Annotated in this window: 27 protein-coding genes and 1 tRNA gene; 24 read left to right on the top strand and 4 right to left on the bottom strand. The window is 58.7% G+C overall.

Annotated features, from left to right (window positions below):
- Positions 1-32: 32 nt before the first annotated feature.
- The 8 genes from CFE47_RS00210 (at position 33) to murB (ending at position 6,878) form a co-directional block, all read left to right on the top strand.
- On the top strand, positions 33-2,258 hold the full coding sequence (locus CFE47_RS00210; protein ID WP_286834956.1) for a DNA internalization-related competence protein ComEC/Rec2: 2,226 nt from the start codon (positions 33-35) through the stop codon (positions 2,256-2,258).
- 98 nt (positions 2,259-2,356) lie between these two features.
- The gene (pocA, locus tag CFE47_RS00215; protein ID WP_185706715.1) at positions 2,357-2,992 is read left to right on the top strand and encodes a flagellar polar localization protein PocA; all 636 of its coding nucleotides are present in this window, start codon (positions 2,357-2,359) and stop codon (positions 2,990-2,992) included.
- Positions 2,989-3,417, top strand: a complete 429-nt coding sequence (gene pocB / locus CFE47_RS00220) for a flagellar polar localization protein PocB (protein ID WP_185706717.1) — start codon at positions 2,989-2,991, stop codon at positions 3,415-3,417. The genes pocA and pocB overlap by 4 nt, the downstream gene beginning before the upstream one ends.
- On the top strand, positions 3,417-4,427 hold the full coding sequence (lpxK, locus tag CFE47_RS00225; RefSeq protein WP_286834958.1) for a tetraacyldisaccharide 4'-kinase: 1,011 nt from the start codon (positions 3,417-3,419) through the stop codon (positions 4,425-4,427). Before pocB ends, lpxK begins: the two co-directional genes overlap by 1 nt.
- Positions 4,428-4,451: 24 nt before the next feature.
- Positions 4,452-4,637 carry a Trm112 family protein gene (locus CFE47_RS00230; protein WP_105522807.1) on the top strand — a complete coding sequence of 62 codons (186 nt, stop codon included), beginning with the start codon at positions 4,452-4,454 and terminating at the stop codon, positions 4,635-4,637.
- Positions 4,634-5,398, top strand: a complete 765-nt coding sequence (gene kdsB / locus CFE47_RS00235) for a 3-deoxy-manno-octulosonate cytidylyltransferase (protein ID WP_159957693.1) — start codon at positions 4,634-4,636, stop codon at positions 5,396-5,398. The genes CFE47_RS00230 and kdsB overlap by 4 nt, the downstream gene beginning before the upstream one ends.
- A complete protein-coding gene (locus CFE47_RS00240) occupies positions 5,398-5,862 on the top strand; it encodes a low molecular weight protein-tyrosine-phosphatase (protein WP_286834962.1) in 465 nt (154 codons plus the stop codon). The genes kdsB and CFE47_RS00240 overlap by 1 nt, the downstream gene beginning before the upstream one ends.
- Positions 5,859-6,878 (top strand): UDP-N-acetylmuramate dehydrogenase, encoded by a 1,020-nt coding sequence (gene murB, locus CFE47_RS00245; RefSeq protein WP_286834963.1) that lies wholly within the window; start codon positions 5,859-5,861, stop codon positions 6,876-6,878. The genes CFE47_RS00240 and murB overlap by 4 nt, the downstream gene beginning before the upstream one ends.
- A gap of 69 nt (positions 6,879-6,947) precedes the next feature.
- On the opposite strand, the gene CFE47_RS00250 is transcribed toward murB, so the two are convergent.
- Positions 6,948-7,619: a Bax inhibitor-1/YccA family protein gene (locus CFE47_RS00250; RefSeq protein ID WP_185706727.1), complete on the bottom strand. Its 672-nt coding sequence runs from the start codon at positions 7,617-7,619 to the stop codon at positions 6,948-6,950.
- A gap of 152 nt (positions 7,620-7,771) precedes the next feature.
- On the opposite strand from CFE47_RS00250, the gene CFE47_RS00255 reads away from it, so the two are divergent.
- The 4 genes from CFE47_RS00255 (at position 7,772) to CFE47_RS00270 (ending at position 10,770) form a co-directional block, all read left to right on the top strand.
- Positions 7,772-7,862 (top strand) — tRNA-Ser (locus CFE47_RS00255).
- 297 nt (positions 7,863-8,159) lie between these two features.
- On the top strand, positions 8,160-8,534 hold the full coding sequence (locus CFE47_RS00260) for a hypothetical protein (RefSeq protein WP_286834965.1): 375 nt from the start codon (positions 8,160-8,162) through the stop codon (positions 8,532-8,534).
- Between the two features lie 217 nt (positions 8,535-8,751).
- Positions 8,752-10,014, top strand: a complete 1,263-nt coding sequence (locus tag CFE47_RS00265) for a serine hydrolase domain-containing protein (RefSeq protein WP_286835675.1) — start codon at positions 8,752-8,754, stop codon at positions 10,012-10,014.
- A 258-nt stretch (positions 10,015-10,272) separates the two neighbouring features.
- Positions 10,273-10,770, top strand: a complete 498-nt coding sequence (locus CFE47_RS00270) for a YuaE family lipoprotein (protein ID WP_286834967.1) — start codon at positions 10,273-10,275, stop codon at positions 10,768-10,770.
- Between the two features lie 266 nt (positions 10,771-11,036).
- Here the strand turns inward: CFE47_RS00270 and CFE47_RS00275 are convergent, their stop codons facing one another.
- Positions 11,037-11,510 carry a hypothetical protein gene (locus CFE47_RS00275; protein WP_286834969.1) on the bottom strand — a complete coding sequence of 158 codons (474 nt, stop codon included), beginning with the start codon at positions 11,508-11,510 and terminating at the stop codon, positions 11,037-11,039.
- Between the two features lie 476 nt (positions 11,511-11,986).
- Positions 11,987-12,454 (bottom strand): hypothetical protein, encoded by a 468-nt coding sequence (locus CFE47_RS00280; RefSeq protein WP_286834970.1) that lies wholly within the window; start codon positions 12,452-12,454, stop codon positions 11,987-11,989.
- A gap of 173 nt (positions 12,455-12,627) precedes the next feature.
- Between CFE47_RS00280 and CFE47_RS00285 the strand changes: the two genes are divergently transcribed.
- The 4 genes from CFE47_RS00285 to CFE47_RS00300 all read left to right on the top strand — a co-directional run bounded on the left by CFE47_RS00285 (position 12,628) and on the right by CFE47_RS00300 (position 18,349).
- On the top strand, positions 12,628-13,689 hold the full coding sequence (locus CFE47_RS00285) for an NAD(P)/FAD-dependent oxidoreductase (protein WP_286834971.1): 1,062 nt from the start codon (positions 12,628-12,630) through the stop codon (positions 13,687-13,689).
- 583 nt (positions 13,690-14,272) lie between these two features.
- A complete protein-coding gene (locus tag CFE47_RS00290; RefSeq protein WP_286835676.1) occupies positions 14,273-15,682 on the top strand; it encodes an NAD(P)/FAD-dependent oxidoreductase in 1,410 nt (469 codons plus the stop codon).
- Positions 15,669-16,907, top strand: a complete 1,239-nt coding sequence (locus tag CFE47_RS00295) for an NAD(P)/FAD-dependent oxidoreductase (protein ID WP_286834972.1) — start codon at positions 15,669-15,671, stop codon at positions 16,905-16,907. The genes CFE47_RS00290 and CFE47_RS00295 overlap by 14 nt, the downstream gene beginning before the upstream one ends.
- 26 nt (positions 16,908-16,933) lie before the next feature.
- Positions 16,934-18,349 (top strand): FGGY family carbohydrate kinase, encoded by a 1,416-nt coding sequence (locus CFE47_RS00300; protein WP_286834973.1) that lies wholly within the window; start codon positions 16,934-16,936, stop codon positions 18,347-18,349.
- 3 nt (positions 18,350-18,352) lie between these two features.
- Here CFE47_RS00300 and CFE47_RS00305 read toward each other — a convergent pair whose 3' ends face one another.
- Positions 18,353-19,135, bottom strand: a complete 783-nt coding sequence (locus CFE47_RS00305; protein WP_286834974.1) for a DeoR/GlpR family DNA-binding transcription regulator — start codon at positions 19,133-19,135, stop codon at positions 18,353-18,355.
- 313 nt (positions 19,136-19,448) lie between these two features.
- On the opposite strand from CFE47_RS00305, the gene eutH reads away from it, so the two are divergent.
- The 8 genes from eutH (at position 19,449) to CFE47_RS00345 (ending at position 26,869) form a co-directional block, all read left to right on the top strand.
- Positions 19,449-20,696, top strand: a complete 1,248-nt coding sequence (eutH, locus tag CFE47_RS00310) for an ethanolamine utilization protein EutH (protein WP_286834975.1) — start codon at positions 19,449-19,451, stop codon at positions 20,694-20,696.
- Between the two features lie 57 nt (positions 20,697-20,753).
- Positions 20,754-21,110 carry a DUF1937 family protein gene (locus tag CFE47_RS00315; protein WP_286834976.1) on the top strand — a complete coding sequence of 119 codons (357 nt, stop codon included), beginning with the start codon at positions 20,754-20,756 and terminating at the stop codon, positions 21,108-21,110.
- Between the two features lie 538 nt (positions 21,111-21,648).
- The gene (locus tag CFE47_RS00320; protein WP_286835677.1) at positions 21,649-22,362 is read left to right on the top strand and encodes a hypothetical protein; all 714 of its coding nucleotides are present in this window, start codon (positions 21,649-21,651) and stop codon (positions 22,360-22,362) included.
- A gap of 163 nt (positions 22,363-22,525) precedes the next feature.
- Entirely contained in the window at positions 22,526-22,783 is a 258-nt protein-coding gene (locus CFE47_RS00325; RefSeq protein WP_286834978.1) for a hypothetical protein, read from the top strand.
- A 349-nt stretch (positions 22,784-23,132) separates the two neighbouring features.
- A complete protein-coding gene (locus CFE47_RS00330) occupies positions 23,133-23,981 on the top strand; it encodes a glycine betaine ABC transporter substrate-binding protein (RefSeq protein WP_286834979.1) in 849 nt (282 codons plus the stop codon).
- An 88-nt stretch (positions 23,982-24,069) separates the two neighbouring features.
- Entirely contained in the window at positions 24,070-25,182 is a 1,113-nt protein-coding gene (locus CFE47_RS00335; RefSeq protein ID WP_286834981.1) for a quaternary amine ABC transporter ATP-binding protein, read from the top strand.
- The gene (locus CFE47_RS00340) at positions 25,179-26,027 is read left to right on the top strand and encodes an ABC transporter permease (protein ID WP_286834983.1); all 849 of its coding nucleotides are present in this window, start codon (positions 25,179-25,181) and stop codon (positions 26,025-26,027) included. The genes CFE47_RS00335 and CFE47_RS00340 overlap by 4 nt, the downstream gene beginning before the upstream one ends.
- Positions 26,024-26,869, top strand: a complete 846-nt coding sequence (locus tag CFE47_RS00345; protein WP_286834985.1) for an ABC transporter permease — start codon at positions 26,024-26,026, stop codon at positions 26,867-26,869. Before CFE47_RS00340 ends, CFE47_RS00345 begins: the two co-directional genes overlap by 4 nt.
- The last annotated feature ends 1 nt before the right edge of the window (position 26,870 follow it).

Consider the following 26,870-nt stretch of genomic DNA (forward strand, 5'->3'; position numbering starts at 1 on the left):
AGACTGCATGGATCACTTGAAAGGGATGATTCATGAAGACAGGGATGTTTGCATTGGCACTGGGCCTGTTGGCCCTGCGTTGGCTGCCCGTGTTGCCGTCTGTCGGGTGGCTGCTGGCCATGCTGGTGCTCGTGTTGATGCTCTTGCCGTTTCGCACCTATCCCTTGGCATTTTTCCTGCTGGGCCTGAGTTGGGCGTGCATCAGTGCGCAATGGGCGCTGGATGATCGCCTGCGGCCAGCGTTGGACGGCCAGACTCGCTGGATCGAAGGGCGGGTAATCGGGTTGCCGCAACAGACGGGCGAGGGCGTACGCTTCGAATTAGCCGACAGCCGGGCGCGCAATGCCCTGTTACCCAAGCGCATTCGGGTGTCGTGGCGGGGCGGGCCAACGGTGCGCAGCGGCGAGCGTTGGCGTTTGGCTGTGACCCTCAAGCGCCCATCCGGGCTGCTGAATTTTCATGGGTTCGACCAGGAGGCCTGGTTATTGGCCCAGCGCATCGGGGCGACGGGCTCGGTAAAGGACGGTGAACGCCTGGCACCTGCGCGGAATGCCTGGCGCGACACGGTTCGCCAGCGCCTGCTGGCTGTGGATGCCCAGGGCCGCGAGGCGGGCCTGGCCGCGCTGGTGCTTGGCGACGGTTCCGGCTTGAGCCATGAGGATTGGCAGGTATTGCAGGACACTGGCACCGTTCACCTGATGGTGATTTCCGGCCAGCACATCGGGATGCTGGCAGGCCTGATCTACGCACTGATCGCAGGACTGGCGCGCTACGGTTGCTGGCCTAGTCGTTGGCCGTGGCTGCCTTGGGCGTGCGGCTTGGCATTCGCTGCCGCCCTGGGGTACGGCCTGCTGGCAGGGTTTGGCGTACCGGTACAGCGCGCCTGCGTGATGGTTGGGCTGGTGCTGCTGTGGCGCTTGCGTTTTCGTCATCTGGGGCTCTGGTGGCCCTTGTTACTGGCACTCAACGGGGTGCTGATCCTTGAGCCATTGGCCAGCCTGCAGCCGGGTTTCTGGCTGTCGTTTGCGGCGGTCGCGGTGCTGGTATTGGCGTTCGGCGGACGGCTGGGGCCGTGGAGCGTGTGGCAAGCATGGACCCGCCCGCAAGGGCTGATCGCCATCGGTTTGTTCCCGGTCTTGTTGGTGTTGGGGCTGCCGATCAGCCTCAGCGCGCCGCTGGCCAATCTGGTCGCCGTACCGTGGATCAGCCTGGTGGTATTGCCGTTGGCGCTGCTGGGGACTGCCTTGTTGCCGCTACCTTTTATAGGTGAGGGATTGCTGTGGTTGGCGGGCGGTGCGCTGGACGGGTTATTCATGGGCTTGGCGTGGCTTGCCGGGCAGTTGCCCGCCTGGGTTCCGACCGAGGTGCCGCTGGGCTATTGGCTGATAAGCCTGATAGGTGCCGTGGTGGTTCTGCTGCCCAAAGGCGTGCCTTTTCGCGTGTTGGGCTGGCCGATGTTGATGCTGGCGGTATTTCCCCCGCGAGAGCCAGTGGCCCATGGACAGCTAGAGGTGGTGCAGCTGGATGTTGGGCAGGGGCAATCCCTGATTCTGCGCACTCGCCATCACACCTTGCTCTACGATGCTGGCCCGCGCTCAGGAACGTTCGATCTGGGCGCACGGGTGGTGTTGCCGTCGTTGCAAAAGCTCGGCGTAGGGGTGTTGGACATGATGCTGCTGAGCCACGCTGACGCCGATCATGCCGGTGGCGCGGGAGCGATTGCCAGGGGGATACCCATCAAACGCGTAGTAGGCGGAGAAACCGAGGGGTTGCCCGCGTTTCTCGGCGCCCAGCCTTGCCTGAGTGGTGAACGCTGGATGTGGGATGGCGTGTCATTCGAACTCTGGCAGTGGCCGGACGCCACTAACGGCAATGCAAAATCCTGTGTCTTGCAGATCGAGGCCAATGGCGAGCGCCTGCTGCTGACGGGTGATATAGACCGCGCTGCGGAACAAGCCTTCCTGGCGTCACCACTCGCAGCGCCCACCGATTGGTTGCAAGCACCGCACCACGGCAGTCGCAGTTCATCCTCACGAGCTTTTTTGCAGAGGCTGGCGCCCAAGTCCGTGCTGGTTTCCCGTGGGCGCGGCAACGCGTTCGGCCATCCTCATCCTCAGGTTATGGCGCGCTACCACGCGTTGGGCAGCCAGGTGTACGACAGCGCTGAGCAAGGGGCTGTGCGTGTGCAACTGGGAGCCTTTACGCCACCGGTTGTTGCGCGCAGTCAACGCCGGTTCTGGCGTGAACGGTTACCTTAATCCTGAGTTACAAACGGCCAGTGCGGGGCTTGGGTCGACGAGCCCCGCTGCCGAACCTATATGGTAAAGTGGCGCACTTTTTCGAGGGGACATTCACTGTGTGGGAATTGGTCAAATCCGGCGGCTGGATGATGTTGCCGATCATCATGAGCTCTATCGCCGCACTCGGCATCGTTGCCGAACGCCTGTGGACCCTGCGCGCCAGCCGCGTCACCCCCGAGCATCTGTTGGGTCAGGTCTGGGGTTGGATCAAGAACAAGCAATTGGACAAAGAGAAACTCAAGGAGCTGCGCGCCAACTCACCGCTGGGTGAAATCCTTGCCGCAGGCCTCGCCAACTCCAAGCACGGTCGCGAGATCATGAAGGAGTGCATCGAGGAGGCTGCCGCCCGGGTCATTCATGAGCTGGAGCGCTATATCAACGCCCTCGGCACTATCGCCGCCATGGCGCCACTGTTGGGTTTGCTTGGCACGGTGCTGGGCATGATCGATATTTTCAGCTCGTTCATGGGCTCGGGCATGACCACCAACGCTGCTGTGCTGGCGGGGGGGATTTCCAAGGCATTGATCACTACCGCTGCGGGTTTGATGGTGGGTATTCCTTCGGTGTTCTTCCATCGTTTCCTGCAACGCCGCATCGATGAACTGGTGGTGGGCATGGAGCAGGAAGCCATCAAACTGGTGGAGGTGGTACAGGGCGACCGTGATGTGGACCTGGTTGAGGGCAGAGCGTGAAATTTCGCCGCAAGCAACGGGAAAATGTCGATATCAACCTCGCGTCGCTGATTGACGTGGTGTTTATCCTGCTGCTGTTTTTTGTCGTGACCACCACCTTTACTCGCCAGACCGAGCTACGCGTCGACCTGCCGGAAGCCGTCAGCGGATCGCCTGCGGAAGACCAGGAAGTCAAGCAACTGGATATCGCCATCAGCGCCGACGGGGTGTTTTCGGTCAATAACCAGTTGCTCGAGAAAAACGACCTGACCAGCCTGATGGCCGCCCTGGAAAAAGAATCCGGCGGTGATACCAAGATGCCGCTGTCCATCAGTGCCGATGGCAAGACCCAGCACCAGGCTGTCATTACCGCAATGGACGCTGCCGGCAAGCTCGGTTTCAGCCATCTGCGCATGACCACCATCGAGGCGGCGAGCCAACCCTGATGGCCATGTCTGATCGTTTGCTCAAGGCCTGGTATGAAGGCCATCCTGCGCTGGCGCTGCTGCGGCCGCTGGAGTCGCTCTATCGCCACGTAGTGCAGCGCAAGCGTGCGCGGTTTGTTGCAGGCGCAGGCGAGATTTATCAATCGCCGGTGCCAGTGGTGGTGGTTGGCAACATCACCGTGGGTGGCACCGGCAAGACGCCCTTGATCCTGTGGCTGATCGAGCATTGTCGGCGCAGTGGATTGCGCGTGGGCGTGGTCAGCCGTGGCTATGGCGCCAAACCACCGCAATTGCCGTGGCGGGTCGAGGCCAGCCAAAGCGCCGAGGTGGCCGGTGACGAGCCATTGCTGATCGTGCAGCGCTGCGGCGTACCAATGATGATCGATCCCGACCGCAGTCGCGCGGTCAAGGCTCTACTGGCCAGTGAAACCCTCGACCTGATCCTCTCCGACGACGGCCTGCAGCATTATCGCCTGGCTCGCGACCTCGAGTTGGTGTTGATCGACGCCGCCCGTGGCCTGGGCAACCGTCGTTGCCTGCCAGCCGGGCCATTGCGCGAGCCGGTGGAACGCCTGCAAAGCGTCGATGCGCTGCTTTATAACGGCGCTGAATCAGATCGCAACGACGGCTTTGCGTTTCGCCTGCTGCCGACGGCGCTGGTCAATTTGAAAACCGCTGAGCGCCGGCCGGTCGATCATTTCCCCAAGGGCCAGCAGGTCCATGCGGTCGCCGGTATTGGCAATCCGCAGCGTTTCTTCAATACCCTGCAAACGCTACACTGGCAGCCGGTACCTCATGCGTTTGCCGACCACGCGCCCTACAGCGCCGAGGTCTTGAATTTTTCGCCGTCATTGCCGCTGGTCATGACCGAGAAGGACGCGGTGAAGTGCCGCGCCTTCGCCCAGCCCGACTGGTGGTACCTTGCGGTGGATGCGGTGCCGTCGCCAGCGTTCGTCGCCTGGTTCGACACGCAACTGATGCGTCTGTTGCCCGCCCGACTCTTGCCTTAATACGCTTCTTTCCAGGAAACACTCATGGACACCAAACTGCTCGACATCCTCGCTTGCCCGATCTGCAAAGGCCCGCTCAAGCTCAGCGCCGATAAAACCGAGCTGATCAGCAAAGGCGCAGGCCTGGCGTACCCGATCCGTGATGGCATCCCGGTGATGCTGGAGAGCGAAGCCCGCACCCTGACCAACGATGAGCGTCTGGATAAATGACCACTGCCTTTACCGTTGTCATTCCATCCCGCTACGCTTCGACACGCCTGCCGGGCAAGCCGCTGCAACTGATCGGCAACAAGCCGATGGTCCAGTTGGTGTGGGAGCAGGCCTGCAAAAGCAGCGCCGAACGCGTTGTGATCGCCACTGATGACCCGCGTATCATCGAGGCCTGCAAAGGCTTTGGCGCCGAAGCGGTGCTGACGCGCGAAGACCACAACTCCGGTACCGACCGCCTGGCCGAAGTGGCCACGCAGTTGGGCCTGGCGCCAGATGCCATTGTGGTCAACGTGCAAGGTGACGAACCGTTGATCCCGCCCAGCGTGATCGACCAGGTGGCAGCCAACCTGGCAGCCCACAGCGAAGCCCGCATGGCCACCCTGGCCGAGCCCATCGAAGACATCGACACCCTGTTCAACCCGAACGTGGTGAAAGTGGTCAGCGACATCAATGGCCTGGCGCTGACCTTCAGCCGTTCGACCCTGCCATGGGCGCGCGACGCCTTTGCCAAGAGTCGTGACGTACTGCCAGAGGGCGTGCCGTACCGTCGCCATATCGGCATTTACGCCTATCGTGCGGGCTTCCTGCATGACTTCGTCAGTTGGGGCCCGTGCTGGCTGGAAAATACCGAATCCCTGGAACAACTGCGTGCCTTGTGGCACGGCGTGCGTATCCATGTTGGCGATGCGCTGGAAGCGCCACCAGCCGGTGTCGACACCCCGGAAGACCTTGAGCGCGTCCGTCGCCTGCTGGGTGCCTGATGGAAGTTCTGTTCGTTTGCCTGGGCAATATCTGCCGCTCACCCACCGCTGAAGGCGTGCTACGCCATAAATTGCGCGAAGCCGGGCTGGCAGGGCAGGTGGACGTCGCGTCCGCCGGTACGGGTGAGTGGCATGTCGGCAATCCACCGGACCAGCGCAGCCAACGTGCCGCGCTGGTACGCGGCTACGATTTGTCGGCGCAACGTGCCCAACAGGTCTCCCGCGCCGACTTTGCACGCTATGACCTGATCCTGGCCATGGACCACAGCAATCTGCGTAACCTCAAGGCCATGCAGCCGGGGCAGGGCAAGGCGGAGCTGGATCTGTTCCTGCGTCGCTACGACGCGGAAGTGGACGAAGTACCAGACCCGTACTATGAAGGCGAACAAGGCTTCGAAAAGGTTCTGGACCTGATCGAGCGCGCCTGTGATTTATTGGTGATCGAATTGAAGGGGCGGTTATGACCTTGCAGGTGCTGGCGCAGGTATCGCTCAAGCCATTCAACAGCTTTGGCATCGACGTGCGTGCGCAGTTGTTCGCCGAGGCGCACAGCGACAGTGATGTTCGCGAAGCTCTGGCCTACGCAGCCAATCAGGACCTGCCGCTGCTGGTAATCGGCGGTGGCAGCAACTTGCTGCTGACCCAGGACATTCCGGCGTTGGTCTTGCGCATGGCCACCCAGGGTATCCGGGTGTTGCAGGATGATGGCGCGAGCGTGGTCGTCGAAGCCGAAGCAGGCGAAACCTGGCACCCCTTTGTGTTGTGGACGTTAGCCCAAGGTTTTTGTGGCCTGGAAAACCTCAGTCTGATCCCAGGCACCGTCGGTGCTGCGCCGATGCAAAACATCGGCGCCTACGGCGTGGAGATCAAGGATGTATTCGCCGGCCTGACTGCCCTGGACCGCCACACCGGCGAACTGCGGGATTTCAGCCTGGAGGAGTGCAACTTCGCCTACCGTGACAGCCTGTTCAAGCATGAGACCGGACGCTGGCTGATCCTGCGGGTGCGCTTCGCCCTGAGTCGCGTCAGCCATCTCAAGCTTGATTACGGCCCGGTGCAACAGCGCCTGGCGGGGCAGGGGATCACCGAGGCGACGCCCAGCGATGTCAGTCGTGCCATCTGCAGCATCCGCAGCGAAAAACTGCCTGACCCTGCGGTGCTCGGCAATGCCGGGAGTTTCTTCAAGAACCCATTGGTATCCCAGCTGCTGGCGGCTGAGCTACAGGCGCTGTACCCGGACCTGGTGGCCTACCCACAGGCTGACGGGCAGATGAAGCTCGCCGCTGGCTGGCTGATCGACAAGGCCGGCTGGAAGGGCTTCCGCGACGGTGATGCCGGTGTACATAAGCTGCAGGCGCTGGTGCTGGTGAACTACGGCGGTGCCACAGGGCACGACATTGCGAATCTGGCCCTGCGTATCCAGCAGGATATCGCCCGGCGCTTCAAGGTTGACCTGGAAATGGAGCCTAACCAGTACTAAGTCCAGCCCTTGAAAACAAAAATGCCCCGTATCTTTCGATACGGGGCATTTTTTATTGCGGTAACAGGATCAGTCGTCGCGACCCATGATGCCGAAGATCTGCAACAGGCTGATAAACAGGTTGTAGATCGATACATACAGGCTGATGGTCGCCATGATGTAGTTGCGCTCACCGCCGTGGATGATAGCGCTGGTCTGGAACAGGATGCACACGGAGGAGAACAGCACGAAACCTGCGCTGATCGCCAGTTGCAGGCCGCTGATCTGGAAGAACATGCCCGCTACAACCGCTGCCAGCAACACGAAGAAGCCTGCAGTGATGAAGCCGCCCAGAAAGCTCATGTCCTTGCGAGTGATCAGCACATAGGCCGACAGACCACCGAACACCAGGGCCGTCATGGCAAACGCCGAGCTGACCACTTCCGCACCGCCGGCCATGCCGAGGTAACGGTTAAGGATTGGGCCGAGGATAAAGCCCATGAAACCGGTCAAGGCAAACGCAGACACCAGGCCCCAGGCCGAGTCACGCAGCTTGTTGGTCAGGAAGAACAGGCCATAGAAGCCGATCAGCACGACAAAGATATTCGGGTAGCCGACGCGCATTTGTTGCGCCACGAACGCCATTACACCGCTGAAGGCGAGGGTAAGGGCGAGCAAGCCATAGGTGTTGCGCAACACGCGGCTGACTTCAAGCTGCTCAGCCTGCGCGTTACCATTCACTGCGTAATTCTGTTCGCGCATGGCGACACTCCTTCGGTTTTGAAACGTTCAGTCGCAAAGATCATAACAGACGCTCTGTAACAAGCTATGCCGAGAGTTTGACAGTGTGTTTCATTCGGGTATTATGGCGCCCGCTGAGACAGGATGCGCTATTCTAATCCTGTGATGCACAAGGGAAATTGGCAGAGTGGTTGAATGCACCGGTCTTGAAAACCGGCGAACGTTAATAGCGTTCCCAGGGTTCGAATCCCTGGTTTCCCGCCAAGATTCAAACGAAAGCCCCGCATAGTCGGGGCTTTCGCGTTTCTGGGGTTTGTACGGCAAAGGTGCAGAATTGCGAGGCGTTCCATAACTATTGTGGAAGTGTTCCATTTTTTAGGCTTTGCGGCGGCTCCCTATCATCCCGTAAACGCGCTGGGTCATTTCCTGCTCGCGTCCCCAATGTCGACAATCTCCGACGCGGCCTATGGCCGAATACCCCGAACCTAAACCCTCCAACCACGCGGAATGCCTGGCTAGGTCGGTATGTTAGGATTTCGATTTTGCGTGAAGGATCACACGATGAAGATCAAGATGGCATCCGTAGTGCTGGCAGGTGCTTCCCTCATAACGTGTACCAATGCATGGTCTTGGTACATGAAAGGGGAAACGGTTCGCTTCAGTGCTCAGGAATGGAGCTATTGCAAGGCCGGGGCTACAGATGCTGCTGCCATCATGTACAGCAGGCAAATGGGGACGCCGCTTGAGTATCCGTACGACGCTTATACGGATACCCATAAAAAGATGAGGGCGAAGTTTATTGAAATGGCCGAAGGCTATCCAATAGAAAGCACGAAGGAAAAGAAAATGGAGGTGGCTGAAAAGTTCACGGCGGATATGCAGAGAGGCTGCCTCATGTACTTAAAGGCAGTCCAGCCAGAATCATTTGCTGAGTAAACGCTGGACCCTGTTGCAGTCGTGCAGACCAAACTCCCTTGGCCCGAATGAAGTGTTCTTGCAGCGTTACCACACCGTATCATGACAAGCTAAAGCGAGATGCCGTGACCTTGATCGGCATTTTTGCGACCAGCCTAAAGGGAGTTGAGCTATGAAGTCCGGCCGGATACAGCGCGGTGTCGGTGTACCACTCATTTACGCATTGCTCGCGTTTGTAATGCCCAGCGCTGCATTCAGTAGCGCACCCGTTCCCGATGCGCTGGAAAGTGACCCTGCCAAATTGGGTTGGATGGTCGGCTCTCCGCCGCCGCCCGAGCGCATGATTCGGTTCGATGATGGTAGTTACTTCCGTTTTCCGCAGATGCGTTGGAGCGTTGCTCACTTCAGGGAGTTGATGCCGACAACGAACGTGTCGCGTGGCCTTGAGTCTTCCGGGAAACTTGATATTGCACTGCAGGCTGGAATTGATCAGGTCAGTTTTGTTCCGCTAGGCGGTGACAGCAAGATGACCTGGCGTGATTCGTTGTTGGTGAACTACACCGATGGCATCGTCGTGTTGCACAAGGGGCGTGTCGTGTACGAGCGCTATTTTGGTTCGCTGAAGCCAGAAGGGCAGCATGCGGCAATGTCGGTCACCAAAACCTTCGTCGGTACCCTTGCAGCCATGATGGTGGCCGAGGGCACGCTTGATCCTGAACGCAAAGTTATGGACTACGTTCCCGAGTTGGGCAAGGCGGCGTTTGGCAGTGCGACTGTACGCCAGTTGATGGACATGACCACCGGCATACGCTTCAGCGAAAACTACGCCGACCCCAATGCCGAAGTTTGGGCCCACGCTGCGGCCGGTAACCCGCTGCCCAAGCCGAAAGACTATACCGGCCCGCGTTCGTACTACGAATTCCTGCAAACCGTGCAGCCGGAAGGCAAGCACGGCGAGGCATTCCATTACCGCACGGCCAACACCGACGCTTTAGGGTGGGTGTTAGCGCGGGTAAGCGGAAAACCGGTCGCACAACTGCTGTCAGAGCGTATCTGGAAAAAGCTTGGGGCAGAGCAGGATGCGTACATGACGGTTGACTCCACTGGCACGCCATTTGCGGGTGGTGGCCTAAATTTGGGGCTGCGTGACCTGGCCCGCTTTGGTGAAATGATCCGCAACCAAGGGCAATACAACGGGCAGCAAATCGTACCAAAAGCGGCAGTCGCCGATATCCGACGGGGTGCCAGCAAAGAGGACTTTGCCAAGGCTGGTTATACAACCCTGACAGGCTGGAGCTATCGCGACATGTGGTGGGTTACCCACAACGAACACGGTGCGTTCATGGCCCGAGGCGTTCATGGCCAGGCATTGTATGTTGATCCAAAGGCTGAGGTGGTGATTGCTCGTTTTGCCAGTCACCCGGTCGCCGCCAATGCTGCCAATGATGCGACGTCCCTACCGGCTTATGATGCGGTGGCCAGGTATTTGATGAGTCGGTAGCGCAAAGGGGTTACTTTCGGCTGACAATCTTGAGCCTTTTCTGCTTGTGAGACCGCTGGTTGGCCTTTGTGTTTTCTGACGAGCTTTTCCTCGTCAACCCTTTGTTTTTTTACTATTATCCCTCACCTGCGCACTCAAGGAAGAGCGGCTGAGCGCCTTGAGTCTGGTAGAAAATTTACACTCACCCATTGAGTGAATTAATACTTTTACCCAGAACCTAACGACTCAGCCAACCCTTATGACCTCCTGGTGAAACCGATGGATAAAATGTGTGGCATCGTTGTAGTGGTAGGACTGGCCCTTTCGGGATGCGCTACGAAAACTCCAGAAAAACCTAACGTGGCTCCACCGCCTGCCGTCGTTCAGGAAGCACCTCATGAAGTCGCCCCTTCGACACCCGAAAATTGGACTGTGCGATATGAGGCAGCACCTGCGAACGCCAATGCTCATGCCCCAGCTCCTGTCTCGCAGGACGTCGCTCAGTCAGAGTCAGACACGAACCTGAACGAAAATCGTGCTGAGCAATGCCGTAAAGAACTGGATGTTTTAAAGCTTTACAGCAAGGCGTCTTACACCAAGTACGAGGCGGAATACCAAGCCATTGCCGTCAAGACTGCTAAGTACATGGAAATTAAAGACTCATTGGGCGCCGACTTGAACTACATGGTTATGCCCGCTTATCAATTTCAAATTCGTGAGTTCTGCTTCCGAGTTAAGACCCGTTTGTCGGAACTCGTGCTTCGCCAAGCCAAATAATGATGCCGTGTTAGGGAAGGCTATTCACCCGTTAAGGAAACTCTGAAAAAGACTTTCTTCTCTGGTGAAATACCCGTCTCACGCGAATCGAACGGTTCAGCGCTGAAGAAGCAGATTGCCTTTGACGGTGCCAAATAGACTGGCAAACGCAAGCAGACCCGCCGCGAGCGCTTCTTGATCTAGAAAGGTCAAGTGGTGCCCCGGAGGGGTTTGATTACTTTGATGAAACTGCGTTTGAAACGGTAATGGTCCCAAGGCCGGGGACATCAATCGTGAAAGATTATCTGCTGCCGGTAACCATTCCCACCGACGAGCAGCGGGTACCTGCTTTCGTCTGTCAGTGAGCGCAATCGCGTTGAGTGATGTGTTTGGCTAAAGAGCACTTGGCACTCTGCGGCATCAAAAAAACGTCTGAGGAATGGAAGTGCAATATTGAGCATGGCCCTGTCAATCTTCAAGCAAACCACGATCAAATCCAGCTGATCAGTCAACTCCCGATACAGATCTATCGCCACAGTGCTTTCGTTCGCAGCGGACGAATAGACATGCACATCGCCCGCACCGATCGGCGTGCTATCGAAGTAAAAGTCATGCAGTTTTGCAATGTCGAGCTCGACTCCAGCGCCGTTCAATGCAGCTTTTAAATCTGCATTTGGGAAGTGCTCGTCCTCCGTCCATGAAACTAGATCGGACATTGATACGCAGATGTCGAACTCATTGGCGTAAACGATCGGGGGCATTCGTGGAAAGTCCAAATGATCAATTGAGCGAGTAACCCGAAGCAAAATAACTCACTTTGGTCGCGCCGATACTGGCGGACTTGAGAAATTTCCCATGTCAGGCGCATCCATCTCTGCCTGGCTACACGCCAAGCGCTTCGCTCGTTCCCGGGTCGCCCAAATTTCCCCGCCTGAATCTATTGGCCTGCCCTGTAACTTAAGGACAAACGCCAGACCTTTGATAGCACTGCTGGAACCTGCGCATTCCCAAACACGCTGCGCTTCAGACGTTGGCATGGGCGCATTTAATCTGGCGCTTGCACCCTCGGATAACTGAGGAGAACTGTTGGCGCAACCCGCAAGAGCCAGCGCGAGTAGAAGGGGGGGAAGTCGCATTTAAAATCCTTTTTTATGTGTTTGCGCGCGAACTCCAAATGAGTTCGCGCGCTAGCTTACCAAGCTTTAGATTGCCCGCGTGGCCCCATGCACGCCCATCGCTATTGAGGGCTGAGCCGCTTCATCGACCACCGTACCGTCTCTAGAGGCACTGGCGTTCCATCGGCCCAAACGGAGTTGCCTGTTTGCTCCATTTCCAGACTGTCGCCGCTGAAGTGTCCGGTAAATGTTTGTATCGTCGTGAGTTGCAAAACGCCTTCGCTATTTTTATTCACAAGGCGTCGCTCGCCTTTTAGCGAATCCCCTGTACGCGTGAAGATAACGGGGTTATCAACGCCGGGGTGGTCATGGGTGTAATAGCCCCATCGCTTGAAGACGACTGCTTGCGCTTCGGTAGTACGCCACCATATGAAGCGACTAGCGTCTTTGAAATAAACGTAAACGTGATATCTCGAGACAGGGTCTTCATTATCTGCGTACCACAAACCATTGGGCACAGGGACAGCGGGAGCTGTTGCGCAAGCGGAAAGAAGCACGCTCATAAAAAAGGAGAGAAATGTTTTTTTCATAAAGTCCATTTTCAGTTAAAAAGTGGGTCGCCTGGCTGTGATTAGTCCATGCGGCGATAAAAGTGGTTCATGAGAATCCGCTCAGCCAGCGCCATCAAGGCACTGCCCCGGTAAGACGTCAGCCACGGTTGCAAGCGTCAAAGAGCGTAACACCCGACGGAACGGAGCTTGATATGGGAAATGGAACGAACAAACGAGTCGTAGTGATCGGCGCGGGCATCGTGGGCGCGTCCCTGGCTTACCACCTGGCAAGCAAAGGCGCGAACGTCACTGTGGTCGAGGCTAACGACATAGCGTCAGGCGTGACGGGGACGTCGTTCGCATGGATCAATACTTCACCACCCCCCCAACACGACCCGATTGCCCAGTTGCGCGGCTCTGCAATCGAGGCGTACCGCCGGCTCGAGGCGCAGCTGCCCGGGCTGGAAATCCAGTGGACAGGTGCACTGATCTACGGCTTGGTTTCAGATCCAGTGATGTCCGCCTCGACAAAGCGTGTGTCTCAATCGCGAATTCTTGAGCTTGAGCCTAACCTCAAACATCCGCCAGAAGATGCCGTGTATGAGGCCGAGCAAGGCGCGTTGGATGCCGTGGCTGCCACCCATGCGTTGATCGCAGGTGCGCGGGATAAAGGCGCGAAGATCTTCACCCGTATACCGGTCCTGGGTTTTGCAACTCAAGGCACAGCGGTGATCGGAGTCGAAACCGCTACGGGTGTGATCGGTGCGGATGTTGTGGTACTGGCTGCCGGAACAGGCATCACGAAGTTGACGGATAGGCTTGAGGTTGCCCTTCCAATAGAGGCATCGCCCGCCATTTTTATCCGTTACACCTCGCAACCCAACCTGGTGCGCACGCTTATCTCCAACGCTGAAATGGAAGTACGGCAAAGTGCGCAGGGCACGTTACTGGCGGCAGAAGACTTCCTGGACGACGCTCTGGAGAACCAGCCAGAGGCAATAGCGTTGCGAACCGCCGTGGCAATCCAGAACGAACTTCACGGCGTCGTTTCCATCGAGCCTGAGTTGGCGTGTGTCGGGATCAGGCCCATACCGGCCGATGGCATTCCTATCATCGGGTACCTGCCAAAAGTCAGCGGCGTCTACGTGTGCGCCATGCATCCCGGCGTTACGTTGGCGGCGATTGTGGGGCGTCTTGCCAGTGAGGAGATCATTGATGGCAAGGCATCGTGCGCCCTTGACCCCTGTCGCCCTGACCGATTCAACCGCGAATAGCTGGTTTTCAATCTCTGCCCCAACTACCATCGCGTTTTTTCCTAAGGACGGACCGATGTTTCCAAGGTATTTGCGCTGGGTGTTTCTTGTCTGTGTGATCGGCAACGTTTTGCAGTTGCTGTTCACCGGGTTTCAGGTTTACGCGGGCTCCGTTCCTGCCTCCAAACTGATCATGCCGATTGTGATGATCGTCGTCTTTGGCTGGATATTCACACAGTCGACTAAAACGAATTAGGCTTCATCCCACCTCACAGCGTGATTGTGCCCGACGAGTGTGCATCGGTAACCCTACGGTGCACCTTTGTGTCGAGACGTAGCACTTTCAGGCATTTTTGACCGATCCCACACCCTGCCCACAAGCGTGGACACTGACCGAGTAGAGGGCACGCCCTTTTATTCGGTCATATTGATTGCCTCCATTTCATTGATCCTGCTTCTAGTGTCCTCCCGCTCGTCCATGCGTATTTCTGGTGAGCTGCCCGGATACTCTTGCCAAGTCGGTCATCCCCACGCCAAATCGGTCACTGGCATACGCACTGCACACTCATTCGGTCATAAAGTCTTCACCCGGATAGGCAAACCCATGACGAATTCAACTCCCTACAACACTGACACCTATGACGTCGTCGTCATCGGCGCCGGTGTGGTGGGCTGTGCAATGGCGAGGCGCTTTACGCTCGAAGGCGCGCGCGTTCTCTTGTTGGAAAAAAGCCCGGATATCTTGTCCGGCGCGAGCAAGGGCAACAGTGCGATTTTGCATACCGGCTTTGACGCGCCCCGTGGCAGCGTTGAGCTTGAGTGCATGCAGGCGGGGTATCGTGAGTACCTGGAGATCCATCGGAGCATGTCGTTGCCCCTGCTGGAAACGGGGGCGATGGTGGTGGCATGGAATGAGGAAGATCTGAACAAGTTGCAGGGCATCATCCAGCAGGCCCACGACAACGGCGTCGCAGACGTCAGGTCCATTGATCGCACGGGTGTGAGGGCACGGGAGCCGCACCTTGCGTCAGAGGCGCTCGGCGCGGCGCTGGTGCCGGGTGAGTTTCTGATCGACCCGTGGTCGGCGCCCCTGGGTTATTTGCTGCAAGCCATGCTGCACGGTGCCCAGGTGCGTTTCAACGCGCAAGTCACGGGTGGTCAATTCGATGGGCAGGCATGGTCGCTTGCCACCACCGTCGGTGAGGTCAAGGCGCGTACAGTGATCAATTGTGCGGGGCTGTTTGGCGATTACCTTGAGCGTGATCTGCTGGGAGAGGCGAGCTTTTCCATTCACCCGCGCAAGGGTCAGTTCGTGGTGTTTGACAAGGCGGCCTCGCGCTACCTGGGCAACATCATTTTGCCGGTGCCGAACGAGCGCACCAAAGGCATCGTGTTAACCAAAACGGTCTACGGCAACCTGTTGGTGGGGCCGACTGCCGAAGAACAGGACGACCGCGTTCATGCAGGGCTCGACAGTGCAGTGCTGCAGCAACTGGTGGACGCAGCTGTGGAACGCATTCCGGCCCTTGAGGGTATGCCCGTGACGGCCACCTATGCCGCGTTGCGGCCGGCCACGGAAAAAAAGGAATACCGCATACGCAAGGTCGACGGTAAAAACTGGATCACGGTGGGTGGCATCCGGTCCACTGGCCTGACGGCCGCGCTGGGCATCGCCAAACACGTATTCGGTCTCTACGAGGGGCGCCATGCCCCCGTGGCTGCCCACGAACTGCAATGGCCAGCGCTGCCCAACCTGGCCGAGCACCTGACGCGCGATTACCAACAGCCCGGTTATGGCGAGATCATTTGCCACTGTGAAATGGTCACGCTCAGGGAAATCAACGCAGCACTTGCCAGTGCACTGCCGCCCGGTGATTTGGGCGGGCTCAAGCGGCGTACCCGCGCCTGCATGGGACGTTGCCAGGGTTTTTACTGCGGGGCGCGAGTGGCGCAATTAAGCGCTGACCGTCTTGCCATTCCGCTTGCTACAGGTGTTTGCCATGAATCGCACTGAAATCGAATACGTCGACGTTGCCATTATTGGTGCGGGCCCGTCCGGTCTTTCTGCTGCGGTGGCGCTGCGCAAACTGGGCGTCAACAAGGTATTGGTGATTGAACGCGAACCTGAGGCTGGGGGGATTCCCCGTCACTGTGCGCATCCGCCGTTCGGGGTGTGGGAATATGGCCGTCTCTACAGCGGGCCGGGCTACGCCAAGCGTAATGTCAGTGAGGCACTCAAGGCCGGGGTCGAGATACGCCTGAGGCATTCGGTGACTCGCCTCGGTGCCAACGGGCGCCTGGAAATGGTGAACCCGGAAGGGGTCAAGACCGTCCAGGCGCAACGGGTGCTGATTGCCACCGGTGCGCGGGAAACGCCACGCTCGGCACGCTTGGTGGGCGGGGATCGGCCAGTGGGGGTGATCAACACCGGCGCCTTGCAGTCCTACCTTTACCTGGAGCACCTCAAGCCCTTTGAGCGGCCGCTGATCGTCGGCACTGAGCTGGTCAGCCTGTCCTCAATCCTGAGTTGCAAGCGGGCAGGCATTCAGCCTGTGGCCATGATCGAAGCCAATGACCGGGCCACGGCACGCTGGCCGCTGTCGCTTTTCCCACGGTTGTGCGGGGTGCCGATGCACTACGGTGCGCAGTTGGTTGAAGTGCATGGCACCGGTCGCGTCGAAGGCGCGAGCGTGCGCTTGGCCGATGGCAGCGTAAAGGAATTTGACTGCGATGGCGTGCTGCTGACCGGTCGGTTCACACCCGAGTCCAGCCTGGTGCGCCTTGGCGACCTCGCAGTAGACCCCCTGAGCGGTGGACCGGTAATTGACCAGTATGGGCGTTGTTCAGACCCGGCTTACTTTGCCGCCGGCAATGTGTTGCGCCCGATCGAAACGGCGGGCTGGTCGTTTCGCGAGGGGCGCAGGATCGCCGGTTTGATCGCACAAGATTTGCAGGGGCAACTTCCGGCGGCAGGTAAGGCCGTCGAGGTAGTGTGCAAGGGGCCCCTGAAATTATGCGTGCCCCAACGGCTGAATCTTTCACCCGTGCAAGGGCTGCAGCACCTGCAGTTGCGCGTGAGCAAGGCCGCGCGGGGGCGTCTGGTGGTGCGAGCCGATGGTCGCGACCTGTGGTCGCGCGGGCTTTCGTCACTGCCGGAGCGACGCATCCTGGTGCCCATCGCCAGCCTCAACGTGCCCCAGGGCGCCCAGAAACTTGAAGTCGACTTTGTCGCCGAATAAGAAACAACAGCCGAGGAGACCCAAGGATGCGTATTGCCGCAATCGATCAAGGCACCACCAGTACCCGCGTCATGGTCGTGGACCAGAATGGCTCTGCCGATATCCAGCTCTCGCTGCGCCACCAGCAGCATCATCCGCATCCAGGTTGGGTGGAGCACGACCCACTGGAGTTGCTCAACAATATCCAGCGCTGCCTGGAGGCCACCGGGCGAGTGGATGCCATTGGCATTGCCAACCAGGGCGAGAGTTGCCTGGCATGGGATGCCGTGACCGGAGAGCCACTGTCGCCGGTGATCGTCTGGCAAGACAACCGCACCGCCGCGCAGATCGCGATGTTGCGCGGCGAGGGGCTTGAAGCGATCACGCTTGAGCGCGCCGGTTTGCCGTTGGACCCGTATTTCTCTGCGAGCAAATTGGCCTGGATTGTCCAGAATCTGCCGGCGGCAAAAAGTGCCGCAAGCACAGGACGGCTGCGCCTGGGGACGACTGACGCCTACTTCCTTGACCGACTCACCGGTGTCTTCGCCACCGACGTGACCACCGCATCGCGAACCTCGCTGATGAATTTGTCCACGGGGCAGTGGGATGCACAGTTATGCGAACTCTTCGGCGTGCCGATCGAGTCGCTGCCGGAGATCCGCGACACCGTGGGCCATTTCGGCGAGATCGGCATCACCCCGGTCACGGCGTCGATTGTCGACCAGCAGGCGTCGCTTTACGGGCACGGCTGCCGCAGTGAAGGGGACGCGAAGATCACCTTCGGCACCGGGGCGTTTGCCCTGACCTTGACCGGCGACCAGATCATCCGCGCACCGGACAAAGGCCTGTTGGCCACGATTGCCTGGCAGGTTGCCGGCAAGCCGACCTACGCCATGGACGGTGGTGTCTACGACGCAAGCGCCGCCGTCGAGTGGGCAGGGCGACTGGGGCTGTTTTCGGATTTTTCGGAGTTGGCCGCGTTTGATGAGCCGCCGGCGATCTCGCGCCAGTTGGCGTTTGTACCGGCACTGTCCGGCCTTGGCTGCCCGCATTGGGATCGAAGTGCCGCTGCACTCTGGGTCGGCATGAATGGCGGCACGACCCGCCAGGATATGTGCCAAGCCCTGCTTGAAGGGGTGGCACTACGCAGCGTCGAGGTGATTACCGCGATGGATGGATTTCTCAAAGTGACCGATCGCTTGTCCATCGACGGCGGGTTGGCGCGCAGCCCTTACTTTGCCCAGTTCCTGGCGGATGCGCTGCAACGCTGCATCGTGACCCAGCGTTTTGATGAGCTGACCTCGTTTGGCTGTGCGGCATTGGCGGCCAAAGGCCTGGGTATCGAGCTGAAGCCACCACGCAACACCAGTACCAAGTTCCGGCCCAAAGTCAGTGCCGAACAAGCGCTCCAGTGGCGCGCAACCTTCTCTGACGCGGTCAAGCGCACCCGCGACTGGCGCTAGGCGTCATTGCCATTCTGAACGGCTGATGGGCGGCGCCTCATGCACTTCGACATGCGCGTCCGCCAAGGCTTTGGCAAGCTCGCCCATGGGCTTGCGGTCAATGATCAGCCGGTCGATGCGCTCCAAGGGAAACACCTGGAACAATGCCCGTTTGCCCAGCTTTGAGGAGTCTGCAATCACCGTGAGGTAACGGGTGCGGGCGATCATCGCGCGGGTGATTTCGGCTTCCTCGATGGAAAAGTCGAAGGCCCCGTCCGCGCTCAAGGCGCCGATGGTCACCACCGCATGTTCGGCGTTGAAGCGGGCGATCTGTTCCATGGCCAGTGCGCCGATGTTCTGCTCCGACTCAGGGCGATACTCGCCTCCGATCATGAACACCCGGTTGCCGCTGGCACCGATACTGCCTGCGATCAGCAGCGAGTTGGTGATCACGGTGATGCGGCTGAGCCTGGCCAGTTCTCGGGCAAAAAACAGCGTCGTGGTGCCGGTGTCGATCAGCACGCTGTCGCCTGGCGAGTAGAGTCCTGCGGCATAGCGGGCGACCGCGCGTTTTTCCGCGGAGTGCTCATTCATTCGGGTCTGGAACGCGTTTTCATGCTCGCCGCTTGGCGGCAGCGAAGCCCCGCCATGAAACTTGGTGACCTGGCCGTCTTCGGCCAGCGCGGTTAGGTCCCGGCGAATGGTTTCTTGTGAGGTGCTGAGCGTGCGCGCCAGTTCATCCACAGAAATGCGCTCGCGCTGGCGCAGCAGCTCAAGGATGTGTTGGCGTCGTTCGGTAGGGCGCATGGGCTTTCCTCTGGTGCTACGCGAAGTGCTCGTTGAACGCCCGGTTTTGTTACCCAGGCCCACAAATGGGGCACCGGTAACACGGTTTACGCAGCCAGGCCGGACGCTGGCGCCCAAGGTGTTTGGGAATCGGCCAGTTCGGCCTCAACCCGCAGGCGTTGTACGGTAAGGCGCCAGAGCACATTACCCTTAGGAGTTGACCGAATCCAGTGTGTTTAGTGTTCAAAACCACATCAAAACCACGAATGGCATGTGAAGTGTTTAGTAATACAGCAAAACAGCAGTCGACTCAGAACATAGAAAGGTGGACGCAATGGCGGAATTCGGAAACTACGTAATTTATCTGATCATGATCGGTGCCGTGGTGGGGGCATTTGCATCGGTGATCAAACCGGACAGTGGCTTGGGCAAGGAGTTTGTGAACGGCATCCACTCCATCGGGCCGGTGTTTCTGGCCCAGGCGGGGATCATGGTGGCGATTCCTTATCTGTCGCGCTTTATCGAAGTGGCCCTGGGGCCGTACTTCGGTGCGATGGGCTCCGATGTGTCCATCGCCGCGTTGTCGATCATCGCGGTGGATATGGGCGGTTACCAGTTGGCCGATGCGCTGGCCGCCAACCGAGATATGTGGATCACCGCGATGATCGTCGGCTACACCTCGGGCGCCACCATCGTCTACCTGATCCCGGTGGGCCTGATGATGCTCGAGCGCAAAGACCATAAATACCTGGCCCTGGGCGCGATGGCCGGGCTGATCAGTATTCCGTTCGCGGTGCTGGCCTCACTGATGATGATTACCGGGTTCAACCTGCCGGTGCGCGACATCGTCTCGACCACCTCCCCGGCGCTGCACTACCTCACCCTCGACTTTGTCGGCTGCGTGAAACTGCTCGCGCCGCTGTTTGTGTTTTGCTTCCTGCTGGCCGCGGGCCTGCGTTACAAGGCGACCTTGATGGTGGGTGGCTTCCTGGTGTTCGGCAAGGTGATGGACGCCTTCATCAAGATCATCCTGGCGCTGGCAATCGTTGAGCACTTCACCGGTTTCTTCATGAAGAACTTCGGTGTCTGGGGCTTCGACCCGATGTTTGCCGACCAGAAAGAGCTGTTCCGTGCCATCGAAATTGCCGGGTACATCGGGATCATGCTCGCGGGCACTTTCCCGATCTGCTACCTGTTCAACCGCTACTGCAAAAAGCCGATGCAAGTCATGGGACGCCATCTGGGCCTGTCGCCCGATGGCGCGGCCGCGTTTGTGATGGTGTTTGCCAACATTATTGCCGTGTACCACCTGTTCAAGAAGATGAACGCACGGGACAAAGTACTGTGCGTCGCCCTCGGGGTCTGCGCCCAGGCCACCATCGGCGATCACCTGGCGTTCACCGCCAACTTCCAGCCGACGCTGATCATGCCGATCCTGCTGGCCAAGCTGTTTGGCGGTCTGCTCGCCGTGGGTATTGCCATCAAGATCTCGGTGCCAGCCGCCCAGCGGTATGAGGCGGCGGAAAAGGCCGAGGAAAACGCGTCCGACGAGGCCGCAACTGCAGTGCCCCAACCGGTTTGAAACCACCTGCTTCATCATCGGGAAGGGCTAGGACCCTTCCATTTTCAAGAGGTAAACATGCGAAAGATTTTTCTGGCCTGCCCCTACAGTCACGCCGATGCATCAGTCACCCACGACCGTTTCATCGCCTGCAACAAGGTGGCCGCTACCATTATCGAGGCTGGTCATGCGGTGTTCAGCCAGGTCTCGATGTCTCACCCCATCAATCTGGCCTTTGAAGGCAAGGACAGCGCGGCCATTGGCAAGCTCTGGGCACCGGTGGATGCGTTTTTCATGGACGCGCTGGACGAACTGATCATCCTTGATCTGCCAGGGTGGGATCTCAGTTCAGGTATCAAGCGAGAGGTCGAGTTCTTCAAGAGCCGCGGCCGTCGAGTGAGCCTGTGGTCAGAGGTGGAAACCGAGTTCCAGTAACCGGCCGCAGCCACTGTTCCCATAGGGCGTGCCACACTGAAGTAAAGGGTGAGCACGCCCAGCAACAGGTTGTGTGCCAATTACGCGCCGCGCCCCGATTGCCGGGGCGCGGATGGCCGATGATTGCGGGCTGTTACTGGTCGATCAGCAGAACAGCTGAGCCACCGATAACAGGCAAATCACTTGAACAATCATTTGCGCTCGAATTGGATGTTTCATCGCCGTCACCCTTCAGTACAGTCGCCGCTAAATAATGCCGAAGGCGTTATAACCAACCCGCCAATCCCTGACTCGCCCAGTCTGCTGCCAGCAACACACGCGACTGTTCCTATGAGTATAGGTACTGCAACGAAATTTTCACGATCGCGCCTTTTCGCGGCGCCACGGGCTCGGTTTACGACTATCTGCCCTGCTTCATTGCACTTTTTTTCATTTCTCCGCTCTATCTTTGTCCCAGCCCGCCGAACCCTCCGCGCGGGCAGCAGAACCAGATCGGGTGCCGATGGATCGCACGTTTCCTTTTTCAAATACCCTGTGGATGCGCCTGCCAATGCTGCTGGCAGCGATGCTGATGCTGTGTGCCGGCGGTTGCACGCAGCAACAGGGGCGGGATATCGCCAAGCAGTTCAGCAACGGCAAACCCGATGAGTTCTTTCAGACCAGTGTCGATCGCATGGCGACCCTGGGCATGCGCGACAACCTGCAAAGCCTGTACTTGCTCATGAACAAGCTCTACCTGCGCAACCCCAACCAGTGGCGTCAGTCGGGTTACCCAGATGCGGTAACGGCTGCGCGTGAGATTCGCCAAGCCATCGAGCAGCGTCGCGCTTTACCCGCCCTTGGTGAGCGTCGCGACCTGGCGGCCCTGAGTTACTCCTTGAGCCCGGAGTTCAAGGGCGACCGGGTCGGGGCGTTTATCTATGCAATTGGCAGCATGTTGGTAACGGCCCACGGTGGGCGCACCGAGTTCTACATGACCGACTCCATCAACCCGCAGTTCGTCAGCAATGCCGCGCGCAATATCGAAAAGGCCACCTGGTTGCTGGGCAAACGCCAGGATGCCAATGGGGTGCTGCTGTTGTTCTCCAACGAAATCTCGGAGGAGGGCAGCAACCTCAGCTTTGCGGTCGAGTTTGGCAAGATCGTTGCGCGCCTGGACCTGTTGACCCAGATGCTTGACGAGCGTTACCGGCGCATCGGGCTTAACTATGCGCAGAGCCTGTTGTTGATGAATTTCTTGCCGGTGCAGTGATCAGCGCGACAGGCTTTGGTATGTCCAGTGAGTGCTCTCATATACTATCGGTACGGTGTTTCGCTTTCCTGCGTAGGAAGCCGCCTATCTTGCCTTGTGGCGCTTGAAACACCGTCCAGTGAGCAATAGCCTCGGATTTTTCCGAAGAAACGAGGCCTCCACCATGGGTAAGCGAAAAACGGATTGGCCTACTGATCGCGAAATACGCCTGCGCTTTATTCTCTTCGCCGTGATCGACGCGGCCAGCGTTCAGGGTGTGCCTGCCGAGTTGCTACTGGCAGCACACAAACTACTGCGCGATTCGCCCACCGACGCGCAACTGCGCAACGTCCTGAGCGAAATCCTCGACACAGAGGAGATGTCCGGTTTCAGATTCATGCCGGGATCGGAAACAGAAGAGTTCATGCAAACCCTCTACTAGATTCACCTTCATTCCCCTTTCGCAAGCTTGACGGGAGTCGGCCACCAGGTCGGTTCTCCCTGGAAGTGCGGCCCTCTTTACGACTCTGGCCATTTTCTGCCGTGGTCGAGCATCTCAAAAACGACCCGATACTTTTCTATAACCGACGTGTCGATTTTGCTGCGTGGATTTATAACCTGTTGATCTCAAATAAAAAAATATTATTTAAATTGTGTTTTATGTGAATTCTAAATGTATACAGAGAAAATACATTCTATTGACCGGCACTTTTGACCATGCGAATCTCAGTTGTACAGGCAGCCTATACCGGGGCTTGACACTAAAAAAACAACGTAGAACGAGGCGCGCCATGAAGACATTTTGGAAGACCGTTTGTGCGATTGCGTTAGTAGGATGGGTGACTCTCCCGGTCCAGGCCGAAGAAAAAACCATCACCGTCGGCACCATGTCGTGGGAGGACTTGACGCCGATCACCGGTATCACCAAGAAAGTTCTGGAAAATGCCGGCTACACCGTAAAAGTGGTGGAGTTCTCCGAGATCGGCATCGCGTACGCCGCGTTGACCAAGGGCGATGTGCAAGTCCTGGCGTCGCAGACCGATTACGCTACCCAGGATTACTGGAACAAGAACAAGAACCGTCTGGAAAAGCTCTCGCCGGTGTCCTATGGCTTGTACCAGGCCATCGCGGTGCCGAAGTACGTCGATATCGATTCGTTGGAACAACTCAACGATAACGCTGACAAGTTCAGCGGCAAGATCATCGGCATCGAACCCGGTTCGGGCTTGATGAGCGACGCCAACAAAGCCGTGAAGGACTATGGTGTCAAGCTGCAATTGCTTGAAGGCAGTACCGCCGCCATGACCGCCGCCCTCAAGTCCGCCGTCGACCGTAAAGAATGGGTGGCAGTGACTATTTGGGAGCCGTCGTGGATGGCTCAGAAGTTCGACCTCAAGTTCCTCAAAGATCCAAAAGGCTCCTTTGCACCGCCGCAGGCTTACTACTGGATCGGGCACAAAGGCTTCACCGCCGAATACCCCCACGCCCGTGAAGTCATCGCCAGCGTGTACGTGCCATTGGCCGATATCACCGCCATCAACGGTGTGGTCAAGGACGGCAAGACCATGGATGAAGCCGTCGCCGGCTGGGCTGACAACCACGCTGACTTGATGAAGCGCTGGGCCAATATCAAACAATAAGCATCGATGTTTTTTGCCACTGCCAGGTACGGATAACGCGTTCTGATCAATTAGAAAAACCAGTCCAACTGGTTCAATAGGCTTAAGAATGACAACGGTCAAAATAGACACCAACGAAGTGCTTGTGGATTGCCAGTCGGTCTGGAAGATCTTCGGTCAGAATGCCAAGGCGGCGATGGAAGCGGTGGTCCACAAGGGCCTCGGCAAAACCCAGGTCCTGCAGGATTTCAGCTGCGTGGTCGGGGTATCGGATGTGAGCCTGCAGGTTCGCCGCGGAGAAATCTTTTGCATCATGGGCTTGTCCGGCAGTGGCAAATCGACCTTGATCAGGTTACTCAACAAATTGATCACCCCCAGCGCTGGCAAGGTGCTGGTTAAGGGTAAGGATTTGTCCGCCTTGTCCCCGGCTCAGTTGCGCGATGTACGGGCTAAAAATATCGGCATGGTGTTCCAGAGCGTGGCGTTGCTACCTAATCGCACTGTGCTGGAAAACACCGCGTTCGGCCTGGAAGTGCAGGGCGTCGGTAAGGCTGAACGCTACAAGGTGGCGGAACGCGCGCTAGCCAAGGTCGGGCTGACCGACTGGGCCTCGCGCTATCCCAGCGAACTGTCTGGCGGCATGCAGCAGCGCGTCGGGCTGGCGCGGGCACTCACCGCCGACCCGGAAATCATCCTGATGGACGAGCCGTTCAGCGCCCTTGATCCATTGATCCGGCGTCAATTGCAGGACGAGTTTCGCCAACTCACCAAGGAGCTGGGCAAGTCCGCCGTGTTTATCACCCACGACTTGGAAGAGGCGATTCGTATCGGCGATCGCATCGCCATCATGAAGGACGGGGTGATTATTCAGGTAGGCACCGCCGAAGAGATCGTGTTGAACCCTGCAGATGACTATGTAGCTGAATTCGTCGCAGGCATTTCACGCCTGCACCTGGTCAAGGCCCATTCGGTGATGACGCCAATTGCGCGCTACACCCAAGCCTTCCCGCTGTGCGACTTTTCACGGCTGACCCAGACTTCGCCGGATACCGATATCGATGCACTGATCGGCCTGACCATGCACGCCGACCTTGAGCCACTGGCCGTGGTCGAGCACGGCGTGGTGGTCGGTGTGATCACCGCCAAGGACCTGCTGCGCGGTGTGCAGGGCATCCCCAACGACGCCCAGGCCATCGCTCCCGTGCTGGAGACATCGCCATGAGTACCCCGGACTTCTCGGTGCAATTCGATGCCGCCGTGGACTCGGGCCTGATGTGGCTGCAGGACAACGGCGAGGCCTTCTTCGAGGGTGCCAACACCGCGTTGACCGCCGTGTTCAAGGGCGTGCAGTGGTGCATCGCAGCCCCGCCGTTCTACGTGATCGCCTTGGTGATCGGCCTTTTGGGCTGGCGCATGGTGGGCGCGCGGTTTGCCGTGTTATCGGCGTTGGCGTTGCTGGTGTGCAGTTTCATCGGCTTGTGGCCTGAAACCGTCAGCACCCTGGCGCTGGTGCTCACCGCGACCTTGCTGGCGCTGCTGGTGGCCGTGCCGTTGGGCGTGTTGGCGGGGCTGACGCCAGCGTTCGACCGTGTGGTCGACCCGTGCCTGGACCTTGTGCAAACCCTGCCGCCTTATATCTACCTGCTGCCCGCCATCGCGTTGCTCGGCTACGGCCCGGCCACCGCGTTGCTGGCCACCTTTATCGTCGCGGTGCCACCGGCGCTGCGCCTGACCTCCCTGGGCATCCGCATGACGCCCAAGGAATTCGTAGAACTGGGGGATGCCAGCGGCGTCACCGGCTTGCAGATGTTCTTCAAGATCCGCCTGCCATTCGCCATGCCCAGCATCATGGCGGGGGTCAACCAGAGCCTGATGATGGCATTCGGCATGGTGGTCATCGCCGGTATCGTTGGCTCCGGTGGCCTGGGCGAAACCATCTATGGCGCAGTGCGCACCCTGGATATCGCCAAGTCGATCAATGCCGCCCTGGCCATCGTTATCCTTACCATGATTCTCGACCGTCTCGCGCAAGCCGCCGCACAGTCGCGGATGGGAGCAAGCCAATGAACCTGACGGACTTCCGTTTTTCGCCGGGCGCATTCCTGGCACCCGCCATCGATTGGTTGAACGCCAACCTGCATGGTTTGTTTGTGGTTATCAGCAAGATCATTGAGGCCACGCTGGGCGCCATCGAGACGGCGTTGCTTGCGCCCCATGCCTATGTGCTGATTGGAGTAGTGGTGCTGGCAGCCTGGGTGCTGGCCAACTGGCGCGTAGCACTGTTTGCCGGGCTGATGTTGGCGTTTTGCTTGTTTGCCGGGCTGTGGGTGGCGTCGATGCAGACCATCGCGCTGGTGTCGGTGGCGGTGCTGATCTCCGTCAGCGTGGCATTCCCGCTGGGCATCCTGGCGGCGCGGGTCAAGCGTGTGGACGCGGCGTTGTTGCCGATCCTCAACATCATGCAAACCGTACCGCCGTGGGTGTACCTGATTCCCGCCGTGATGCTGTTCAGCCTGGGTCGGGTGCCGGCGATCATCGCCACCATCGTGTATGGCATTCCGCCGATGCTGCGCCTGACCACCCTGGCGTTCAAGCAACTGCCCAAGGACCTGCTGGAGCTGGGCCAGGCCATGGGCGCCTCGCCACGGCACATCCTCTTCAAGATCGAATTGCCCACTGCTGCGCCTACGCTGCTGGTGGGGTTGAACCAGTGCATCCTGCTGTCGCTGGCGATGGTGGTATTGGCTGGGTTGGTTGGTGCAGGCGGGCTTGGCGCCGAAGTGACCCGTGGTTTGACCCGCATGGAAATGGGCCTCGGTTTGCGTGCCGGCCTGGCGATTGTGGCGGTGGCGCTGTTGCTTGATCGCCTGTCACGCGGCGCGTTGCAGCGCCACGCACGGCGAACATAAC

Origin of the sequence: Pseudomonas sp. PGPPP1, from assembly GCF_002255865.1 — a bacterium.
In the GTDB taxonomy this organism is placed as follows: Bacteria; Pseudomonadota; Gammaproteobacteria; order Pseudomonadales; family Pseudomonadaceae; genus Aquipseudomonas; species Aquipseudomonas cremoris.

Bases quoted from the DNA above. Each gene is read 5' to 3' on its own strand.
- CFE47_RS00280 (WP_286834970.1), bottom strand. From the start codon at position 12,454: ATGAAAAAAACATTTCTCTCCTTTTTTATGAGCGTGCTTCTTTCCGCT.
- CFE47_RS00320 (WP_286835677.1), top strand. From the start codon at position 21,649: ATGCGCCTGCCAATGCTGCTGGCAGCGATGCTGATGCTGTGTGCCGGC.
- kdsB (WP_159957693.1), top strand. From the start codon at position 4,634: ATGACCACTGCCTTTACCGTTGTCATTCCATCCCGCTACGCTTCGACA.
- CFE47_RS00230 (WP_105522807.1), top strand. From the start codon at position 4,452: ATGGACACCAAACTGCTCGACATCCTCGCTTGCCCGATCTGCAAAGGC.
- CFE47_RS00210 (WP_286834956.1), top strand. From the start codon at position 33: ATGAAGACAGGGATGTTTGCATTGGCACTGGGCCTGTTGGCCCTGCGT.
- CFE47_RS00305 (WP_286834974.1), bottom strand. From the start codon at position 19,135: ATGCGCCCTACCGAACGACGCCAACACATCCTTGAGCTGCTGCGCCAG.
- CFE47_RS00275 (WP_286834969.1), bottom strand. From the start codon at position 11,510: ATGCCCCCGATCGTTTACGCCAATGAGTTCGACATCTGCGTATCAATG.
- CFE47_RS00315 (WP_286834976.1), top strand. From the start codon at position 20,754: ATGCGAAAGATTTTTCTGGCCTGCCCCTACAGTCACGCCGATGCATCA.
- CFE47_RS00265 (WP_286835675.1), top strand. From the start codon at position 8,752: ATGCCCAGCGCTGCATTCAGTAGCGCACCCGTTCCCGATGCGCTGGAA.
- lpxK (WP_286834958.1), top strand. From the start codon at position 3,417: ATGGCCATGTCTGATCGTTTGCTCAAGGCCTGGTATGAAGGCCATCCT.
- CFE47_RS00285 (WP_286834971.1), top strand. From the start codon at position 12,628: ATGGGAAATGGAACGAACAAACGAGTCGTAGTGATCGGCGCGGGCATC.
- CFE47_RS00345 (WP_286834985.1), top strand. From the start codon at position 26,024: ATGAACCTGACGGACTTCCGTTTTTCGCCGGGCGCATTCCTGGCACCC.
- CFE47_RS00295 (WP_286834972.1), top strand. From the start codon at position 15,669: ATGAATCGCACTGAAATCGAATACGTCGACGTTGCCATTATTGGTGCG.
- CFE47_RS00330 (WP_286834979.1), top strand. From the start codon at position 23,133: ATGAAGACATTTTGGAAGACCGTTTGTGCGATTGCGTTAGTAGGATGG.
- CFE47_RS00260 (WP_286834965.1), top strand. From the start codon at position 8,160: ATGAAGATCAAGATGGCATCCGTAGTGCTGGCAGGTGCTTCCCTCATA.
- CFE47_RS00325 (WP_286834978.1), top strand. From the start codon at position 22,526: ATGGGTAAGCGAAAAACGGATTGGCCTACTGATCGCGAAATACGCCTG.
- CFE47_RS00290 (WP_286835676.1), top strand. From the start codon at position 14,273: ATGACGAATTCAACTCCCTACAACACTGACACCTATGACGTCGTCGTC.
- CFE47_RS00340 (WP_286834983.1), top strand. From the start codon at position 25,179: ATGAGTACCCCGGACTTCTCGGTGCAATTCGATGCCGCCGTGGACTCG.
- CFE47_RS00250 (WP_185706727.1), bottom strand. From the start codon at position 7,619: ATGCGCGAACAGAATTACGCAGTGAATGGTAACGCGCAGGCTGAGCAG.
- CFE47_RS00240 (WP_286834962.1), top strand. From the start codon at position 5,398: ATGGAAGTTCTGTTCGTTTGCCTGGGCAATATCTGCCGCTCACCCACC.
- murB (WP_286834963.1), top strand. From the start codon at position 5,859: ATGACCTTGCAGGTGCTGGCGCAGGTATCGCTCAAGCCATTCAACAGC.
- CFE47_RS00335 (WP_286834981.1), top strand. From the start codon at position 24,070: ATGACAACGGTCAAAATAGACACCAACGAAGTGCTTGTGGATTGCCAG.
- eutH (WP_286834975.1), top strand. From the start codon at position 19,449: ATGGCGGAATTCGGAAACTACGTAATTTATCTGATCATGATCGGTGCC.
- CFE47_RS00300 (WP_286834973.1), top strand. From the start codon at position 16,934: ATGCGTATTGCCGCAATCGATCAAGGCACCACCAGTACCCGCGTCATG.
- CFE47_RS00270 (WP_286834967.1), top strand. From the start codon at position 10,273: ATGGATAAAATGTGTGGCATCGTTGTAGTGGTAGGACTGGCCCTTTCG.